11 protein-coding genes are annotated in these 19,936 nt (G+C 42.0%); 6 read left to right on the top strand and 5 right to left on the bottom strand.

Features of this window, described 5'->3' with window-relative positions; genetic code table 11:
• Window positions 1–214: 214 nt before the first annotated feature.
• From HCG49_RS02660 to HCG49_RS02670, 3 genes are all read left to right on the top strand, one after another.
• Window positions 215–2,596: a glycosyl hydrolase family 95 catalytic domain-containing protein gene (locus tag HCG49_RS02660; RefSeq protein ID WP_168468010.1), complete on the top strand. Its 2,382-nt coding sequence runs from the start codon at window positions 215–217 to the stop codon at window positions 2,594–2,596.
• A 94-nt stretch (window positions 2,597–2,690) separates the two neighbouring features.
• On the top strand, window positions 2,691–4,265 hold the full coding sequence (locus HCG49_RS02665) for an arylsulfatase (RefSeq protein WP_168468011.1): 1,575 nt from the start codon (window positions 2,691–2,693) through the stop codon (window positions 4,263–4,265).
• A gap of 1,076 nt (window positions 4,266–5,341) precedes the next feature.
• Window positions 5,342–6,226 (top strand): RluA family pseudouridine synthase, encoded by an 885-nt coding sequence (locus HCG49_RS02670; RefSeq protein WP_168468012.1) that lies wholly within the window; start codon window positions 5,342–5,344, stop codon window positions 6,224–6,226.
• Window positions 6,227–6,230: 4 nt separating this feature from the next.
• Here HCG49_RS02670 and HCG49_RS02675 read toward each other — a convergent pair whose 3' ends face one another.
• Window positions 6,231–7,196, bottom strand: a complete 966-nt coding sequence (locus tag HCG49_RS02675; RefSeq protein WP_168468013.1) for a succinylglutamate desuccinylase/aspartoacylase family protein — start codon at window positions 7,194–7,196, stop codon at window positions 6,231–6,233.
• A complete protein-coding gene (rimK, locus tag HCG49_RS02680; protein ID WP_168468014.1) occupies window positions 7,186–8,061 on the bottom strand; it encodes a 30S ribosomal protein S6--L-glutamate ligase in 876 nt (291 codons plus the stop codon). Before rimK ends, HCG49_RS02675 begins: the two co-directional genes overlap by 11 nt.
• Before the next feature lie 252 nt (window positions 8,062–8,313).
• Here rimK and HCG49_RS02685 point away from each other — a divergent pair, with 252 nt between their 5' ends.
• Window positions 8,314–9,222, top strand: a complete 909-nt coding sequence (locus HCG49_RS02685; RefSeq protein WP_168468015.1) for an alpha/beta hydrolase — start codon at window positions 8,314–8,316, stop codon at window positions 9,220–9,222.
• Window positions 9,223–9,324: 102 nt separating this feature from the next.
• Here HCG49_RS02685 and HCG49_RS02690 read toward each other — a convergent pair whose 3' ends face one another.
• From HCG49_RS02690 to HCG49_RS02700, 3 genes are all read right to left on the bottom strand, one after another.
• Window positions 9,325–12,462 carry a glycoside hydrolase family 2 TIM barrel-domain containing protein gene (locus tag HCG49_RS02690; protein ID WP_317167443.1) on the bottom strand — a complete coding sequence of 1,046 codons (3,138 nt, stop codon included), beginning with the start codon at window positions 12,460–12,462 and terminating at the stop codon, window positions 9,325–9,327.
• A gap of 166 nt (window positions 12,463–12,628) precedes the next feature.
• On the bottom strand, window positions 12,629–15,655 hold the full coding sequence (locus HCG49_RS02695; protein ID WP_168468016.1) for an aminotransferase class III-fold pyridoxal phosphate-dependent enzyme: 3,027 nt from the start codon (window positions 15,653–15,655) through the stop codon (window positions 12,629–12,631).
• Between the two features lie 38 nt (window positions 15,656–15,693).
• Window positions 15,694–17,730 carry an MGH1-like glycoside hydrolase domain-containing protein gene (locus HCG49_RS02700; RefSeq protein WP_240938616.1) on the bottom strand — a complete coding sequence of 679 codons (2,037 nt, stop codon included), beginning with the start codon at window positions 17,728–17,730 and terminating at the stop codon, window positions 15,694–15,696.
• Between the two features lie 266 nt (window positions 17,731–17,996).
• Here HCG49_RS02700 and HCG49_RS02705 point away from each other — a divergent pair, with 266 nt between their 5' ends.
• Both HCG49_RS02705 and HCG49_RS02710 read left to right on the top strand, forming a co-directional pair.
• Complete coding sequence (locus tag HCG49_RS02705; protein WP_168468017.1) at window positions 17,997–18,560, top strand: RNA polymerase sigma factor; 564 nt, start codon at window positions 17,997–17,999, stop codon at window positions 18,558–18,560.
• 203 nt (window positions 18,561–18,763) lie between these two features.
• Complete coding sequence (locus HCG49_RS02710) at window positions 18,764–19,897, top strand: FecR family protein (RefSeq protein WP_168468018.1); 1,134 nt, start codon at window positions 18,764–18,766, stop codon at window positions 19,895–19,897.
• The last annotated feature ends 39 nt before the right edge of the window (window positions 19,898–19,936 follow it).

Below are 19,936 nucleotides of genomic sequence, written 5' to 3' on the forward strand. Positions count from 1 at the left end.
GTCATCAAACATAATATCCTTTCTAATTAATCTTTTAAGGAGAGTATTTATAAAAAACCAGGAACCTCATACGTTTCTGGTTTTTATTCAAAAGTTAATATTATAATTGTAAAAACACCCTAGTCCCTTACATATTAAATAGTACATAATAAACTCAGCTACCCCCTCATTCCTAGCAATAACCCAAAAACGCAACAATAAACTAGCAACAAAAATGAACAAATTAAAACCTATTTATTTCGGTGCTCTTATCGGAATATTTCTTTTCACTTCTTCCAGCCTACTCGCGCAAAAGGGAGAAGAGTTAAAACTTTGGTACCAAGAGCCTGCCAAATCTTGGATGATGGAAGCCTTGCCTATTGGCAACGGTTATATGGGCGCCATGATTTTTGGAGGCATAGAAGAAGAACATATTCAGTTTAACGAGGAAACGCTTTGGACCGGAGGAAAAGGCGAATGGGCCGACTATAAAGGGGGCAATAGGGAAAATGCCTATAAACACTTGCCCGAGATAAGAAGGTTGCTCAATGAAGGAAAATATAAGGAAGCCCACCAACTGGCCAATAAGGAACTTACCGGTATCATTAAAGAAGATAAAGGAAATGATGTTTTAGAAGGGTATGGTGCATACCAACCATTTGGCGATGTTTTTGTAAAGCCTGTACAGCAGGGGGAACCTACGAATTACACAAGGGAACTGGACATTTCCAAAGCCGTAGCCAGCGTAAACTATTCCATAGATGGTATACAACATAAACGTGAATATTTTGCCAGCTATCCCAACCGTACTTTAGTGTTCCGTTTTGAAAATAATAGCCCCGAGGGAATCGACTATATCGTGCGCCAAACGACCCCGCACCAGAATATAAAGTCGGTATTTAAAAACAACCAACTTATTATGTTTGGCCAATTAACAAACAACGGAATGGGATTAGAGAGTCGCATGTTGATTGAATCTGATGGAAAAAAACTATCTTATGACAATGGTGAAATATTGGTGAAATCGGCAAAAACCCTCACCCTATACCTCACCGCGGCTACCGATTATAAAAACGAGTACCCCAACTATACGGGCAGAGATTATAAGGCTTTGAATAAAAAAACGATAAGCTCGGTAAAAAAATCAAATTACAAGCAGTTACTAGAAAAACACATCCAAGATTTTTCCAATTTGTTTTCTAGGGTTAATTTTTCTTTGGAAGGGGAAAACAATTCCCATATTCCGACCAATGACAGGCTAAATGCTTATGCTGAGGGCAAGGAAGACCCTTCCTTGGAGACGCTTTATTTTCAGTACGGGCGGTATCTTCTTATCAGCAGTTCCCGACCAGGTACTATGCCTGCCAATTTACAGGGAAAGTGGAATAACAAGACAAATCCGCCTTGGAGCAGCGATTACCACGCCAATATCAATATCCAAATGATCTATTGGCCTGCAGAGATCACCAACCTATCGGAAAGTCACGAACCGCTTATAGAATACATAGACAAATTAAGAGCCCCCGGCCGTCAATCGGCAAAAGATTTTTTCAATACTAGGGGGTGGATTGTCAATACTATGAATAATCCCTTCGGGTTTACCGCTCCTGGGTGGAGCTTCCCTTGGGGCTTTTTCCCGGGTGGTGCAGCATGGTACGGCCGACATGTATGGGAGCACTACGAATTTACCGGAGACAAAGCCTATTTAAAAGAAAAAGGCTATCCTATAATGAAAGAGGCCGCTCTTTTTTGGTTAGATTATTTGACCAAGGATTCCGAAGGGAAATTAGTTTCTTCTCCCTCCTACTCGCCAGAACACGGTGGTATCTCTACTGGGGCTTATATGGATATTGAAATAGCCTGGGATATTTTTAATAATTGTATCCAAGCCATCGATGTCCTAGGGCAAGACAAGGATTTTAAAGAACAACTAATCGCTGCGAAAGGAAGCTTATTGCCATTAAAAATTGGCCAATGGGGACAATTACAGGAATGGAAAGAAGATGTTGACGATCCTAACAACAAACATCGCCATGTTTCCCATTTATACGCATTGTACCCGGGGAACCAGATAAATAAGATAGAAACCCCAGCCCTGATCGATGCTGCCAGAGTATCCTTGGATGCTCGCGGCGATGATGGTACAGGATGGTCTATAGGATGGAAAATCAATTTTTGGGCACGTTTATTCGACGGCGATAGGTCTTATAAATTATTAAGGAGAGCACTACAGCTTGTTCATAACGATGGCGTCAATATGATGGACGGTGGCGGTGTTTACACCAACCTACTATCTACCCACCCGCCTTTTCAGTTAGATGGTAATATGGGAGCAACCGCCGGAATGGCAGAAATGCTGTTGCAATCGCATGCCGGAGAAATCAATATCCTCCCAGCCCTTCCGAAAACTTGGGACACCGGTAAGATGAGCGGATTAAAAGCAAGGGGTGGCATTGTAGTCGATATCGAATGGAACCAAAAGAAATTAAAACGCATCGTTTTAAAATCGGCCTTCGACCAAACTGTTACGATCAGGTATCAAGAAAAAACGGTCGACATAAAGCTGCTTTCTGGGAAACCACAGCTACTGGACGGGGAACTGCAACCTTTGGATTAAAATAAGAATAAAGCATTAAACCCTATTGACGAATAAATTGTATCGTGTTCATAATAGTTAACCAACCCCAACTAATTTAAAAAAAACATTACTGATGGATTTTAAAATTAAAACAGTAGTCTTCCTATTTATTTTAGCAACTACCAGTTGCTTTGGCCAAAAGATCAAAGAACAGAACAAACCCAATGTGATCCTTATATATGCAGATGATCTTGGTAGAGGGTTGCTTTCTCATGAAGGTCAAAAAATCATTAAGACCCCAAACATTGATAATTTGGCAAAAGAAGGCATGCGTTTTGAAAATGCCTACGGGGCTATGCTATGCGCTCCTGCAAGAGCTAGCCTTATTACAGGCTATCATGATGTACACGGAGATCGATGGAAAATAACATCAGGGAATGCGTATGCAAATATTTCCACCGGAAAAATGGATCAGGAGGAAATAGCATTAAAATTAAACAACCAATTAGGTGAAACTGCTTCAAATGAGGTTTTTTTGGCCGAAATTTTCAAAAACAAAGGATATACAACAGCCGAAATCGGAAAGCTCGAGTGGGGATTCTCGGTTACTGACAAGCAAATGAAAAGACATGGCTGGGATTATTATTACGGATATTTAGATCATCAGAGGTGCCATGGCTTCTATCCTCCATTCCTATTTGAAAATGGAAAGTTGATAGAAATAGAAGGAAATACAAGGACCAATAGCGGAAAAAGTAGGGAGCTCGAAACAGCAGAAACCTATAATGAACGTTGGAATATGGAGGGAAAATCGGTCTATTCCCAAAATCTGTTTCTAGAAAAAATAATTGGTTTTATTAATGAAAATAAAGACCGTCCTTTTTTCCTCTATCACCCCACCCAATTGCCACATGGCCCTGTTGCCATTCCTGAAGTTCATAAGGAATTTGTGAACGATGAGAGACTGACACAAATTGAAAAAGAATATGCCTCTATGGTTAAAATGTTGGATGACCATGTTGGCATTATTATGAATGAATTAAAGACATTGGGTATTGATGATAATACCATAGTAGTATTTACTTCCGATAACGGTCATGAAATATACTATTCCCAAGAAGGCAGGATTCTTAAGCCAGTTAGAAATATGACGACCGGTGAATTTTTTGACGATATAGACACTAAATTTTATAGTGAAATAGGAGGTGATATATTTGATGGAAACGATGGCATGGCAGGAATTAAAAGAAGTAATTGGGAGGGTGGTGTCCGAGTGCCCTTACTAGTGCGATGGCCTGGGAAAATTCAACCCGGAACTACCTCCAACTCCTTAGTAGCAAATTATGACTTTATGGCCACCATGGCCGAGCTCTTAGATTATAATTCTCTAGAAGGCAAAGATGGTGTTTCTTATCTGCCAGAATTGCTGGGCCAACAAGGACAAACAAAGGAATATGTGGTTTATTCTTCATTCTTAGGACCGGCAATTGTAACACATGACGGTTGGAAACTTCGTTACATTGCTGCTAAGGACATTTTTCAATTATATTTTCTGCCGAATGATTATAAGGAAGAAAGTAATATTATCATAGGGAATGAACAAAAAGCCAAAGAATTAAAAATAATTTTGACAGAGGAGTGTAACGGAGATCTGAACAATGGATGGTTTACTTATGGTAGGAATATTTTACCTGCCATTAAATTATGACATTTTGGTAAAACCTACGGAAAATGTAAGTTTTACGGGCAATAGCTTTCATGGGACTATGACCAAATTCGTTCTCAAAACCACCTAATTCATATTTTCTATAAAACACTATGACAAGGCGGTCAGGAAGGACCAACCCCACACCAATTTCAATCTTCTAAATAAAAGAGCTTTATCACCTACAAAATCACACTTAAAAGAATTAAAACCCAAGGTTAAAATAAAATTTTAACACTTTTTCAGAGAAAGAGCAAAAATCATATCAATAATAGGTAGTTTTTTGGTAGCGTAGCATCTAACAAGCCCATATCTTGCATTCGAGTTAAGTGTTTTAATATACTGTTTCCTTATATTGTTACAGTTATATAGAGTTTACGCGGAAATAAGATGTTGTTTTTAGTAAACTTTTTTAAAAATGTTGAGTTAGTTTTTTTTAAACCCGGAAAATACTAGTTTTCCGGGTTTTTTTATGATCAATTAGTACCGATCCGTACCCTTTTTCTGCAAAATTTTGGGCACCACAATCAACTTGCCCCTACTCCTCATTCCTTTAGCCCTCATCATAATTATTTGGGCGTTCCCTCCTTCGTCGGGCGGGCCCTTGGCTATATCCCTTGCCATGCTGCGGGGATGCCGCCGCGGTCCCTAACGCAGTATTCCGTGAACAATAAACAACTAGTAATGATTTCTTCATAGAGGACCAATGCGCCATTAGCCCGGTAATCCGGTTCCGGAAAAAACACTATCCCAAAAATTCCCCTATATACCGACCAACCCCCTTTTAAACGGCTATTTTGCGTTAAGGATTGCAGTGAAAAGCCCACAGTATTGCCCTAGCAATACGAGGACTTGCAGCGGAAAGCCTGACGGCCCTAGCCGGAACGCCCAAATACAATTCCTAGGGAAAGAATCCTCTCTTACTTAACCGCTTCTTGTATAAAAATGGGGCAATTAGCTTCGCAAACGCCTTATTTGTGGTACCTTGTCCACCCTAATCTTTTTTAGACCTTGGTTGATTTCCCAGAACACATTACCAAAAATGGCGGTTTATAAAGGAGTATTTTAAACTTTAAGCCATGTTGCCCACAGAAACCCATAGCGTGCCCTTGCAAGAAAAACCCATACGTTTACAGGACTATGGGGCAGGGATTTTCAGCAAGATCCCCACCAAATCGGCCTTAAAAAAGGCCCTAAAAAAAGAACTGATATCCGTGGATGGGAAAATTGCGACCACTGCAACTTATTTATACGGCCATGAGGTCATCATCTTTAGGGAACCTCCCAGCATCGCCCCTAAAAAATCCCTGATTTTCCCCTTAGAAGTAGTGTACCAGGACGATTATTTGGCCGTGATTTATAAACCAGCGGGTATTTTAACCAGTGGAAATAAATTTATTACCGTGGCCAATGCCTTGGCGCAAAACCTACACAGCAGCACCCAAGAAGATAAGATTTCGCCCCGACCGGCACATCGATTAGATTACCCTACCACAGGGCTTTTACTTATAGGAAAAACGAACGCCGCCCTTACCGCCCTGCATAAACTATTTGAACACAAAACCATTGCCAAAACTTATTTTGCGGTAGCTATTGGCGCCATGCCGGCCCAGGGAACTATAAATAGCCCTGTAGACGATAAAATGGCGATCTCTGCTTATGAAGTCCTAAAAACAGTGCCTTCGGAAAGGTTTCAGTGGTTGAATTTGGTAAGATTATCGCCAAAAACAGGAAGAAGACACCAATTAAGGAAACATTTGGCCTCCCTGAACAACCCTATTTTGGGAGATAAGGAATATGGCACAAAACCTTTGATACTTCACGGAAAAGGCCTGTACCTGCATGCGTATTCCTTAACTTTTACACATCCGTTTACCCAAGAAAAAATGACCTTTACCAAAACACTTCCCGAAAAATTCACCAAGTTGTTTCCAGATTTCCAAGACTTTTCCGGTCGTAGTTAATCTTTTATTCTTGGGAAATATGAAAAATGGCATCGCCCTGATTAACGATGGGAGATTGATTTATACATATAATATGACCGTCGTGTACTGCTTTTATACTGCGCTCAAAGTTGCCAAAAGGGTCGGACACACTCCCTAAAAGATCGCCTTTTTTTACCTCACTTCCCAAGGCAATATAGGGGTGGAACATGCCAGAATATTTTGCCCTTACCCATTGTGACTTGTTAATGGTCACCGGGTTTTTTGCCTTTGCCTCCATTTGGCCAAGCTCCTGGGCAAAATCTCGCATCCCCAAATGGTCCATTACCCTAAGGGCCCCTGCGATTCCGCTTTGTGTAACTCCATTATTAATATCCAAAGATTTCCCGCCTTCAAAAAGCAGCACTTTTTTCCCCATTTTGGCCAGGGCTTCCCGAAACGACTTTTCTCTAGTATTTGCCAGCATTACAAAAGGCGATCCAAATACCTTTGCCAGTTCCATACTCTCTGCATCGTCCTTATTTATCCTAGTCTGGGGGGCATTAAAACGGCTTTCCGCTCCCGTATGGTAATCGATACAGTAATCGACCACAGGAGCAATTTCTTTCATGATATGATAGGCAAACCTACTGGCCAAAGAACCACGGGCACTCCCGGGAAATACCCTATTGAGGTCTCGTCCATCGGGGAACTGCCTAGTTTGGTTTAGGAAACCGAAAATATTGACCACTGGCATACAAATGACCGTTCCGCATTGCGGCCGGTTGTATTTCTTGGAAATCAATTGGCGCACAATCTCTACCCCGTTCACTTCATTCCCATGAATACCGCCCGTTAGCAATAGAACGGGTCCCGGTTTTTTTCCGCGTTGTACGATAATGGGAACTTCAATTTTGGTTCCTGTATGCAATTTGGCAATATCCAAATTCAGCAATATACCTTTCCCGGGCAACACGGTTTGCCCCAACAATTCAAATTTATTATTCGGCATGTCTTTCCACATATTTTATCATAAGCCCTGCTATATCTTTTCCGGTCGCGGCTTCTATTCCTTCTAAACCGGGGGACGAATTTACTTCTAAAATCAATGGCCCCCTAGCAGATTGTAGCATATCTACACCGGCTACTCCTAGCCCCATTACCCGTGCGGCTTTTATGGCAGCATTCTCTTCCTCATCGGTAAGTTCTATGATATTGGCAGACCCCCCACGGTGAAGATTAGATCTAAATTCTCCTTCCTTTCCTTGCCGCTTCATGGCCCCTACTACGACGCCATCTATCACAAACGCCCTAATATCGGCCCCTTTGGCCTCTTTGATAAATTCCTGGACTATTACCCTGGCCTTTAACCCATTAAAAGCTTCCAGGATAGACTCGGCAGAATTCCTATTGTCCGCTAGGACCACCCCAAGACCTTGGGTACCTTCCAACAGTTTTATGACTACTGGTGCGCCCCCCGCACTATCAATAATCGTAGCCACTTCCCTAGAGTAATTACTGAACACCGTTTTTGGCAAATCCAGGCCTGCCCTGGACAATATCTGAAGACTGCGCAATTTATCGCGGGAACGGACCAGCGCTTGCGATTCCACAGCCGTAAAAACCTTCATCATCTCAAATTGCCGAACCACTGCCGTTCCATAAAAAGTAATGGAAGCACCAATACGGGGAATCACCCCATTTACATCCTTAATTTCGGCTCCCTTATAAATAAGTCCAGGCTTCTTTTTTTCAATCACAAGATCACATTTCCCATGATCTACGACCAACATTTCATGCCCTTTTTTTTCGCCTGCCTCCACAAGCCGTTTGGTAGAGTACAGGTTGGGATTTTGGGATAGGATTACAATTTTCATATTCTATTTTGTTAAGGTTTTTACAGTGTCGTTAAAGGGAATGAAGTGGAAAAAAGTGCCCTATTTAATTCCATACCTATTAAGATACAGCAAATCCTTTAATTTAATATGGTACTGCACACTATATTAAAGAAACACCTCAATTAATCTAACTATCCGGAATTCAGAAGCTCTAGGAAATTTTTATTTAAACTCCAATCTGTCTACACCATAATTTTTATCTTTAACAGTCTGAACCTTGGATACGATATTATGAAATCAATTGTTTTCCTTTTAACCTTTTTCTGTTCCATGTACCATTACTCCCAAACCACTATTTTGCCCATATGGCCCAATGACATTCCCAATACCATAAAAACCGATGAAGTTGAAGAAGTCTTAAACCAGGATATTATCAGGATCTCCAAAGTCCAAAATCCAACGATAGAGGTATATCTCCCCGCCAAAAAAATAGCCACAGGACAGGCGGTATTAATTTTCCCGGGAGGAGGCTATCAAATTTTGGCCTATGATTGGGAAGGAACCGATTTTGCAAAACTTTTAAACTCCAAGGGTATTGCCGGCATTGTCGTAAAATACCGTTTACCCAATTCGAAATCAATTACGGAAAGGCATAAGGTACCCCTCCAAGATGCGCAACGTGCTATGCGCTTGGTGCGCTCCATGGCCAAGGAATGGAATATAAACGAAAACAATATTGGCATTATGGGGTTTTCCGCAGGCGGTCATTTAGCCGCTACCTTGGGTACACATTATAATGAAGAGGTATATGCAAAAACAGATGCTGTGGATCTGTTTAGTGCGCGACCAAACTTTATGGCCTTAATTTATCCGGTGATCAGCATGGCCACGGCCCATACCCACCAGGGATCAAAAACAGCTTTGTTGGGAAAAACCCCAAATCAAGCCCAGATAGACCATTTTTCTAATGAATTGCAGGTAAACAAGGAAACTCCGCCTACCTTTTTAGTACATGCCAGTGACGATACCGCGGTGCCCGTAGAAAATAGCCTGCTCTTTTATACGGCTCTTAGAAAATATAATATCCCCGCAGAAATGCATATCTATCCAACCGGCGGTCACGGTTTTGCCTTAGGTCTAGGCAATGCTCACCTCGCTAGCTGGACCAACCAATGGATAGGTTGGCTTTCTAGCCTATAACAGATTTGGCAAAACATACCATTAAAAAGGATGCCTTCTCTGGCCTGGTAAGACCTAAGAAAGCACCCTTTATGGTTTGCTATTCAAATGAAAACAGTATCCTTATTTCTTTTGTGGTAAAATACTAAAGGAATACCGATATACTTTGGGCGTAATGGTATATTCCGGATGCGGCAAAGCACCCCAAGAATTATCACCTCCCACGCCCATTTGCAGATAGTCTATATTCCATTGTACGGTTTCTCCAATTTTGATATCTGCTCCGTGGTTTTTGGTCACTGGTACCAATCCCGAAGCCGATTCGGCTCCGTCACCAATATTAAAATCGAGTTCCGCCATCCCAAACGGCCAGGCACTGCTATTTAAAACAGTAGCATTTCCTACCGCCGTTAAAGTAATATTGGGCGAAGAAAGGCTTATGCTTTCTACCTCTGTTTTATTTCCTGTTTCCTGTGGGCGTAGATAGAGGTGAAAACTATCTTTTATTTTTGCTGAATACCGCCCTTTTTTAACCCCTGTTTTTCGGTCCCAATAACTTTCTTCGGGTCCGTTTCCATACCAGGCCATGCTATCAAAATCGTCGGATAGGGTCATATACATCCCTATTCTAGGAATATTGGGCAACGCTTGTTGCTTAGGGGTAAAGGTATAATCAACGGTCAAGACACCACTAGCTTGTAGTTCATATTTTACGACTACTTCGGCTACTTTTTTGGGCAATCGGTAGGCCACGGTAAAGGCTATTCCATTTTCCGATTCCTTAGGGGCATGCATCAGGGTAGCGGTATACTGATAGGTAGCATCTTGCCATACTTTCGCCCAACGGTGCATATCGTTCCCCAAATCGTTATCCGTAGGAGGACGCCAAAAGTTAGGGCGGATTGGGTGCCTGGTCACTGAGCTTCCCTTATAGCGCCAATTTTTAATTTCGCCCGTTTTGGCATCAATGGTTAGGTTCACTAAATCGTTGGTAAGGCTTATTTCTGCCTCGGTCGCTGTTACCGAAAGCGGCTTGCCACCCTCCGATATAGGAAGACTTGTTTTTCCCTTTTGAACTACAAACTGATCCCAGGCCACCTCGTGCCCTTGCGGCACCAAAGGCGTCGCCGTTTCCTGAACCAATTGCAGTTCTAGAATATATTCTTTGTCTTTATCCCAAGTCTTAGGGAGTTTGTTTATTTTAAATTTTGTTTTTTCTTGAGGCAATACCTTTACCCTAATCCCACTCTCCTGAGCTACGGCAACCCCATCGGCCAAAAGTTGCCATGAGATACTTTTATCTGAAAAATCGGCAAAGAAATTTTTGTTTTCCAGTTGTATTTCCCCATTGCCCAAATAGTAAAATTGCGCAGGCTCATATACCTTCTTTACCTCGGTCAGGTGTGGGTGTGGATTCCGATATGGATCTACCAAGCCATTGTTTAAGAAATTCCCATCGGTTGGCAAGTCTGGATGAAAATCGTGTCCATAGGCAAAATAGGGCTTCCCTTCTTCATCAATATACTCCAGACTTTGGTCTACCCAATCCCAGATATAGCCTCCTTGGAGGTTAGGGTATTTTTCTATAATATCCCAGTAATCCTGTAAGTTGCCCACAGAATTCCCCATGGCATGGGCATATTCAATCATTATGGAAGGCTTATCGGAATCGGACTCCCCATGTTCTATCAAATACTCGGGCTTAGGGTACATAGGGCAATACAGATCTGTATAATCTTCTTTTCCCGCTGGTTCGTACTGTACAATTCTATTATCGTCCTTTTCCTTTAACCACTTATAGGTAGTTCTAAAAATTTCGCCCTCCCCGGCTTCGTTCCCCAAAGACCAGGAATAAATAGAAGGGTGGTTTCTATCTCTATAATACATTCGTTGTGTCCGCATCATATGTGCCGGCAACCAACTCATTTCATTCCCTATCTGGGTCTTTTCGTCTATAGCCAAGGGGTGACTTTCTATATTGGCCTCATCAACCACATAAAGTCCGTAGGTATCGCATAATTCTAACCAATAAGGGTCATTGGGATAGTGCGAACTACGCACCGCATTAATGTTATTTTGTTTCATTAATTGGATATCTTTTTCCATAGACTCCCTAGAGACCACGTGACCGGTTTTTGGATCGGTCTCATGTCTATCTACTCCTTTAAAATAGATCGCCTTCCCATTGACCAATACCTGGCTATTTTTAATTTCTATCCTTTTAAACCCGGTATGAACAGTAATATACTGGTTGTTTTTCGCCTCTTGTTCATCTTCCAATGCAATTTGCAAAGTATATAAATTGGGGATTTCTGCCGACCATTGTTTTACTTGTGGTACTTGGGTGGTGCACAGGTAGTCGTGACTATTATTTCCTGGAATTTGAATGGTTTTGGTTTCAGTATACACAGTATTCTCACCATCCTTAAGGGTTACGGTTACATTCCTGGAGACCGTTTCTGGAGTGGTGTTATCAATGCTGACCGTACCTTTAAAAACTCCATCCCTATAGGCATCGTCCAAATTGGTATAGGCATAATAATCGGCTACGTATACCTTTGGCCTGGTGTAAAGGTAGACATCTCGTTCTATACCGCTCATGCGCAACATATCCTGACTTTCTAAATAGCTGGCATCGCTCCAACGGAACATCTGCATGGCGATTAAATTTTTACCCTCCTTTAAATAGGAAGAAATATCAAATTCGGCCGGTGTTTTACTTCCTTGGGAATAGCCGACATATTGTCCGTTGACGTATAAATACATGGCCGATTTTGCAGCGGCAAAATGTAGAATAACCGCTTCCGACAACAATTCTTTGGTCAGCGTCACCTCTTTTCTGTAGGTTCCAACCGGATTATAATCGGTAGGGGCATCGGGCCAGCTGGTTGTAAACGGATATCTTTCGTCCAAATAAATAGGATGGTCGTAGCCTTCTACTTCCCAATTGGCAGGGACCGGAATGCTGTTCCATTCACGAGCATCATACTCCATGTGCTGAAACCTGGTTGGCCGCTCTTTGGGGTCCTTCACAAAATGAAAGGCCCATTCGCCATTGAGGCTCATAAACCTTTTGGAGGCTTCTTTGGTCCTTATCCCTAAAGCTTCCGTTCCAAAGAAACTGGCATGTGGCGGTAATTTATTTTCTTCAAAAATTTTGTGGTTGTAATGGTTGGTCTGTTCGGGAACTTCGGGTAAGGAAGTAGTATTACAGCCCCATAACACCATAAAAACAAGGGGTAATAGGCATATATTTTTCACAGTAAAGTATTTAGTTGGTCTGGTATTTGGTTTTTTCTATCGGCAGATCGGGTGGTGTTTTTTCTCAACAACACGGTATCATTCCCTTCCTTGCTTTAGCTAGGAATACTCCTCCCTACGTCCTGCACATTAATTGACACAGTTTTTCGGGAGGAGGCTTTTGTTCTTATAATTGCATAAAGTCTTCGGCTAAAATTTTCCTCAGGTATTCTACCAGCTCTTCGGCATTTTCCTTGGTAAAAACTATCGGGGGTTTAATTTTCAGCACGTTGTGATCGGGACCATCGGTACTCATTAAAATACCATGGTCTTTCATACGGTTGGCCAAATAATCGGTCTGTTCTCCCAAGGGTTCCATATTGGCCGTCACCAGTTCTATACCCAAGAACAGTCCTTGTCCCCGTACATCTCCTATAATGGGGAATTCTGCCGCCAATTGGCGCAGCTCTTCTTTTAAAAATTCGCCCACCCTAAGGGCGTTCTCTTGTAGCTTTTCGCGTTTTACCACCTTTAGTACTGCTGCCCCAATGGCACAGGACACCGGATTGCCCCCAAAAGTGTTAAAATACTCCATTCCGTTGGCAAATTTTTCGGCCACTTCTGGGGTACATGCTACTGCTGCCAGCGGATGCCCATTGCCCAACGGCTTTCCTATGGTCACAATATCAGGGACGACATTATGTAATTGAAAGCCCCAAAAGGTTTTCCCCATACGGCCACAACCTACCTGTACCTCATCGGAAATACAAAGGCCTCCTGCCTCCCGTACGATCTGATAGGCTTGGTTTAAAAACCCTTCCGGCAATTCTATCTGTCCGCCGCAGCTAATAATGGGTTCTATAATAAAGGCACCGACATTCCGGCCTTTGGCCTGAATTTTTTCGAGTTGTTTTTTCACTTCCCCGGCATATTTATCTGCGGTATGATCGCCCCTGTATTTCCCTCTAAAGGCATCGGGGAGCGGAAAAATATGAGTGTATTCCGGGGCGCCCTGTCCTCCTTTTCCATCGAACTTATAGGAGCTGATATCGATACACATATTGGCATTTCCATGGTAGCCCACCTCAGAGGCGATAATATCGCGCTCTCCCGTTGCTGCCTTCACCATTCGTATGGCCAATTCATTGGCCTCACTGCCCGAATTCACAAAATGGAGCACGCTCAATTCTGGAGGTAGGGTTTCTAAGAGCTCCTTGGCCAATTCGTTAATATTTTCGTGCAAATAGCGACTGTTGGTATTGATCAGGGCCATCTGCTCCTGCCCTGCCGTTACCACTGCCGCATGTTCGTGCCCCACATGGGCCACATTATTGACGGTATCCAGATATTTTCTTCCGTATTGGTCCATCAGGTATTGCCCAGCCCCACGCACCATTTTTATAGGCACTTTGTACTGAAGGCTTAAACTTTTACCCAAATGTTTCTTTCTATAAGCGATGATATCGTCATTGGAGAGGCTCGAATCTTCTGCCAAGGCCTTGGATTGGAACAATAGGTTGGGATCTGGACAAATACTTGCCCAAACGGCACGTTGGTTAAAATAAGCTACTCCCGGATAATCATCGGTAAAATCGAAAAGAGAAAGCATCAATTGAAAATGAAGGTGGGGCACCCAATTTCCATTTTCGGAGGCATTCCCCAAAGTTCCTATACCATCGCCTGCCTTTATCTGGGCACCTATCGTATGTTGTGTCGCAGTAGCTACCGACAAATGTCCGTATAGCGAATAAAATTCCAATGCGCCCACTTGGTGTTTTAAAATAACCAAGCCACCGTATTCCTTATCACCAGCATTGTTTACGGCACATACTACTTCCCCATCGAACAAGGCGTGTACGGGGGTTTCCGCAGGTAACCAAAAATCGACCCCTAAGTGGATAGACCTACTTTCGCGGCCTTTGTTCCCTATTTTATCATAGGAAGAGGTTGTGTATATCGGACGAGGCTCCAAATACCCGCCAGCCAATATGCTGGTAGGATGTTCCCCCTGTAATTTGTTGATTTTGTATTGAAAATAATCCAGATCGTTAAAATCCTTTTCATGGCCCATCCATGTACTGGAAACACTGAGGTCTATCCCATGAATTTCTTTGGCTCCAATAGTGGGAAACAATTTTTCCACGGAAACCCTATTTTTATCGCTCCATTGGGCGAACTGCTCTTCCTTCGGATGGGCACTATACCCACAGGCCTCCCTAAAACTAAAATGGGCAAAATCGGCATTGATAAGACGCCATTTTTGTAGTACTTCCCAAGCTGGTTTTTCACTGATAAGGAGGTAGGTATTGTCGGGTTCTTCTATTTTATTGATGGCCGATTTGGTCACCGAAATCACCAATCGCATTGCGATAGCCATATATAAATGCGCCAGCTCACCCTCTTCTAGGGGAAATTCTTGGTGGTACCCCTGTACAATAGGCAAGGCTGCTTCCAAAGGGTCGTTGTGGTGCATGATCGTATAGGCGCAGGCAATGGCCAGGTCATTGATGATCTGGGTATGGACGGCATCGCCAAAATCAATGGCCGAAACCACCTTGGGGGCCACCAGATCTTCGGACACTATAACGTTATTATCGTTGGCATCGTTATGTACCACGGCCTTTCTCAATTGGGAATAGCTGGGTTGTGCCTTTAAGAACAGCTCTTGATAATAGGAAACAATCTCTTTTTCTTTTCCTTCAAAAAGATGTAGATGAGCAGTAGTCCAATCGCCTTGAGCTACGTCCCAAACGAATTCGCGATGGGCCTCGGGATGGTCAAAACCTTGCAGGGCCTGGGTAAGCCTGCCGCAATGTTCTCCTAGGCTATAACGCAAATCGTCCAATTGTGGATTTACGCCGCTCCAAACCCGACCCGAAATCCAAGACAATAGGCGTACTTTCCGTAATTGGCCATAATCGTCCGTAATTTCTGAAATTGGGTTCCCTTCCATATCGGTAATGACCCTAGGAGAAATAATATCCTTTCCATGTTCAGCGGCGTATTGTAATAATCGCTGCTGAAAATCCAGATAATTTTCATCTTCCCCAGGGCGTGATACTTTAAGGATGTAGGCCGTTCCATCCTTAGAATCGATCTTAAAATTAAAATCTATTTCCCCAGGAAGAGGTTTTGCCCTCCCTTGTATATTAAAAACTTCCAAGGCTATTTTTTCGGCCTTTTCTGTGGTGATGAGTAAATTGCTATAGTCCATTAAACACATTTTTTTTTTGGTAATATACGTTTCTGTCCCTATTCATTGGTAAGCATCATTATCAGATGGGCAGCGCTCCAACTAAAATTTTTAGCATATAAGCCTTCGCCGCTTAGGGGGTGATAGTTTTCTCGAATCGACTTTCCTTTTCCCAATACTCCCTGTGTCCCTTCCAAAAGTTGTATAGTGGCCTTGTCTGCTTCTTGGTCAAAGCCATAATTTCGCAAACCTTTAATTCCAAAATATGCCTGATCTAACCAATTAGGCCCTCGCCAATACCCGTTCATAGGATCAAATTTAGGATGATCCTTGGCCATGGTCTGAAAGGGTACCTTAGTATAAAATTTGTTGGGATCCATCATTTTATTCTTTATTGCTACAGCCTGTTCTTGCGTTGCCGCATTGGCCCATAAAGCCGTCCACCCTTCACTGCCTGCTCCTTTAACAAAGGTAGTCCCTTCTAAATTGGTATCATAAAACCAGCCATCTTCGGCATCGTAAAATTGGGTCTGCAGTTTATCTTTTAAAACGGCGGCCTCCTTGGTCAACGCTTGCATCGTTTCTGTCTCTCCCAAAGTCCTTGCCATATTGGCCAAGTATAATTTTTCGGCATACAGATAGGCGTTTAAATCTACGCTTTCCTGATTTAAAGAATAGGCCCCATCCGAATTTTTTAAGATTTCAGAATCGTCAAAACGAATGGCATTGTCCATCCCGCTTTCCCATTTTGCAGCCAATACGGTACCGTCTGTAGACCCATATTCGCAAAGTCCGTCTTGGTCATGGTCGCGTTTCGCATACCACCATTGGTGATATTTTAAAAGTTTGGGGTACATTTCCTTTAAAAAAGCCAAGTCCATATCTTTTTCCAATATCTTGGCTACCGCCCATGCCGCCAAAGGGGGCTTGGTATCCCTGTAATTATGGGGCTCTATGGTAGTATCCCTATAGATACAATCTACAATAAAGCCGTCTTCACTTTGAAAGTCGAACATGGCCCTGATCTGATCTTTTGCCAAACTGCTGTCGTATCCAGATAGGCCCACCGCATGTTTCCATGAGTCCCAGGACCAAAAGCCGTGAAACCATTCGTAATGATAACTTGGAAACAAGCCTTGGTGTTTTAATTCCCCGGCAGGGATCCTCCAGTTATTTTGCAAGGTCAATTGTGCTTTGGCCAACACTTCTGCATATTTTGGGGCTTTAAAAACATCCCTGCTATCCTGTATTAGGGCGGTAAGCATATTTTCCTTTTCGGCTTTCCTGACGTCCAACACCGAATCAAAATTTATGTTGTTTAATAGGGCCTTTTCCTTTTCCCAAGAGTATTCGGGAAAAATAAATGTCTGGGCCATTACGTACTGTTTCCTGTCCTCCGGGTTTAAAAAGCTTGTTTCATTGCCAATGGTATAGCTACTGCTATCGGTAACAAAGACATTTCCATCTTCATTAATCACTTGTAAATATCCGATGGCCTTACTGTGAACGCTATTTAATTTCACCCCCTTATCTTCCTTGGTAGCTGTGATGCCCACCTCAAATAAATCGCCCTTAAATTGTGAGTTGATAGCAAATCCTCGTTTTGCAATATTGGTGATGGTCGTACGCTGTAAAGCCGTATGCCCGCTCATAAAAACCAATTCCTGACGAATCCTAATGGAATCGTTTTCAAAAATTTGCTCCATATGGCTGGCCAAGGAGTTTTGCGATTTTAAATCCTTTTCCCAATCTAATAAAGGGGCTTCGGAAGCTTCGCTGCTTACCTCTAGTTCGGCCAAGGACTTGCTTATCCACTGCCCGTTTTGCTGGGTCATTAAAAAAGGACCGGTAAATCCGCCAAAACTTCTGGGAGAATCGGGAAAACTATAGGCAAACCAAGCCCCCTGATCAGAATACATCAACATATCCCTATCGTCAAAACTTTTGGGAGTGCCTTTGTAGTTTAATATATTGGAAGAATAAATAAGATTTTTAGAGACCGTAGCCTTCTCCCCTTTAGCCGTCGGTTTTTGTTGACAACTGACAAGCATCAATGCTATCAGAAAATAAGATAATACAGGGTGTTTTGTGTCCATGAGATCATACATTTATCGCCAAGACTCTTCGAGACCGGCTTTTATTTTATATAAGTTCTTTCGTAAAACAGTATGAAAAAGCAATCGAGGAAATTTACATTGCTCTATTTTTTTGGACATGGCCAAATTACAAAAAAAATTGAATTACAATATTTTTTAACACCATTTGCGCACTTTTCCATGTTTTCAGAAGAAACACCCCTAGTATAAAAGCAACCCTATAGTTCGTAACTTTTGTTTAGTTTTGTCTAAATCTATAATTGCCATTGGACGATAATACCATCTTAAGAGAAATACAAAAACAAAATAGATTTGTATATAAAAATCTATTTGAAGACCTCTATGAAGGATTGGTTCATTATGCCTTCGGATATCTTTATGATCGCAATTCTAGCGAAGATATAGTCCAAGAAACATTTATTTTCCTATGGGAAAAGTCCGATACTATAGTCCTAAAAACATCTTTAAAAGGGTATTTGTTTGCCATGGTCCGCAATAAAAGCCTTAACTTTTTAAAGACCGTAAAAATAACCGACAACGAAAGTATTTTAGAAATACAAGCGGTGATGGATCAGGAATACGACTTGGAAGCTTTGGACCAGGATGAGAAAAAAATCATCTACCATAAAGTCCTAGACATCGTAGCCTCTTTACCCCCAAATATGCAAACCATCGTACGGTTACGGTTCATCAGCAATTACAAATATTTAGAGATTGCCGAAGAAATGGGGATCTCCGTCAATACCGTAAAAACCCAATTAAAACGCGCCAAAATTAAAATCGGGGAACTGCTGGGCCTAATTTTATGGTTCGTTATACTGCGATCTTAAAAAAATATTTTTTCGGGTTTTCAACACCATCAATTTCCTTTCAAAGCTTTAAAACAGGGGTTTCATGTATATTTTATACCAACTAAGGCATAAAATTTATCAAGCTAATTTCACAAAAAAATAAAATTATTTTTATTTCCTGTCACCCATTTCCTGTTTCAAATTGTCTTATTACCAAAACCCCTCTTAATTTATTATCAATAATGGAGTTTAAGCTTATCATAAAAAAGATAAATAACACCCTGAACCAGGAAGAAGAACAACGTTTTCAATCTTGGTATCAGGAGTCGGAAAAACACCGGGCTTATTTTTCCCAAGTCAAGGAAAACTATGGTCAATATCCAGATGGCGTAGACTTAAAAAGAGGTTGGGAGCAACTTGCTACTGTTAAAAAGCCTGCCCTAAAAACCATTGGTTTTTGGAAATATTCCGCCGCAGCTGCAGTGGTATTATTGCTTATTTCCATAGCTTTTTTCAACAAAAACACCTCCACAACCCCTGCGGAGACTCCTGCGGTCACCGAAGTTACTCCTGTCATTATAGGTACGGACAAGGCTATATTGACCTTAGATAACGGCGAACAAATTGTGTTGGAAAAGGGAAACTCCTTTAAAGCCCCAGCGGTAAGCAGTAATGGGGAGACCCTTATTTACAAGGACCAAAATGCTTCCAACAACAATAAAGTGGCCTACAATACCGTCACCATTCCCAGGGGAGGACAATTTTTCATTACCCTATCCGATGGTACCAAAGTCTGGCTTAATTCGGATTCTCAGTTGAGATACCCCGTAAACTTTACGGCCAATGCCCCCAGAAAGGTAAGTTTGCTATATGGGGAGGCCTATTTTGAAGTGTCTCCGAGTACCGCCCACAACGGAGCACACTTTATGGTGGCTACCAAAAACCAAGAAGTAGAGGTCCTAGGAACCCAATTTAATATTAAAGCCTATAAAGAAGACACCCATATAGCCACCACCTTGGTAGAAGGAAAGGTTTTGATAAATAATGGCCTTAGTACTAACAACCTAAAACCAGGACAACAAGCCACCTTAGAAGCCACTACCAATCAGTTCTCGGTTAAGGAAGTGGATATCAACAACGAAATTTCATGGAAAAACGGTTTCTTCAGCTTTAAAGAAAAGCCGCTTAACGAAATATTGCAGGTGCTATCCCGATGGTACGATGTAGACTTTATCATCGAAAACAAGGAAGCCGCCAGCGTGCCTTTCAATGGGGTATTCAACAAAAAACAAGCCCTAGAAAACATTCTTTCAATTATAGAAAACACTAATGAAGCAAAATTTAAAACAGTAGGAAAAACAATCGTATTACAGTAGAAATTTAAAAAAAAGGGGAACAGCGTTTAAACCTGGACA

The sequence above is a fragment of the Arenibacter sp. 6A1 genome (assembly GCF_012272855.1).
Lineage (GTDB): Bacteria > Bacteroidota > Bacteroidia > Flavobacteriales > Flavobacteriaceae > Arenibacter.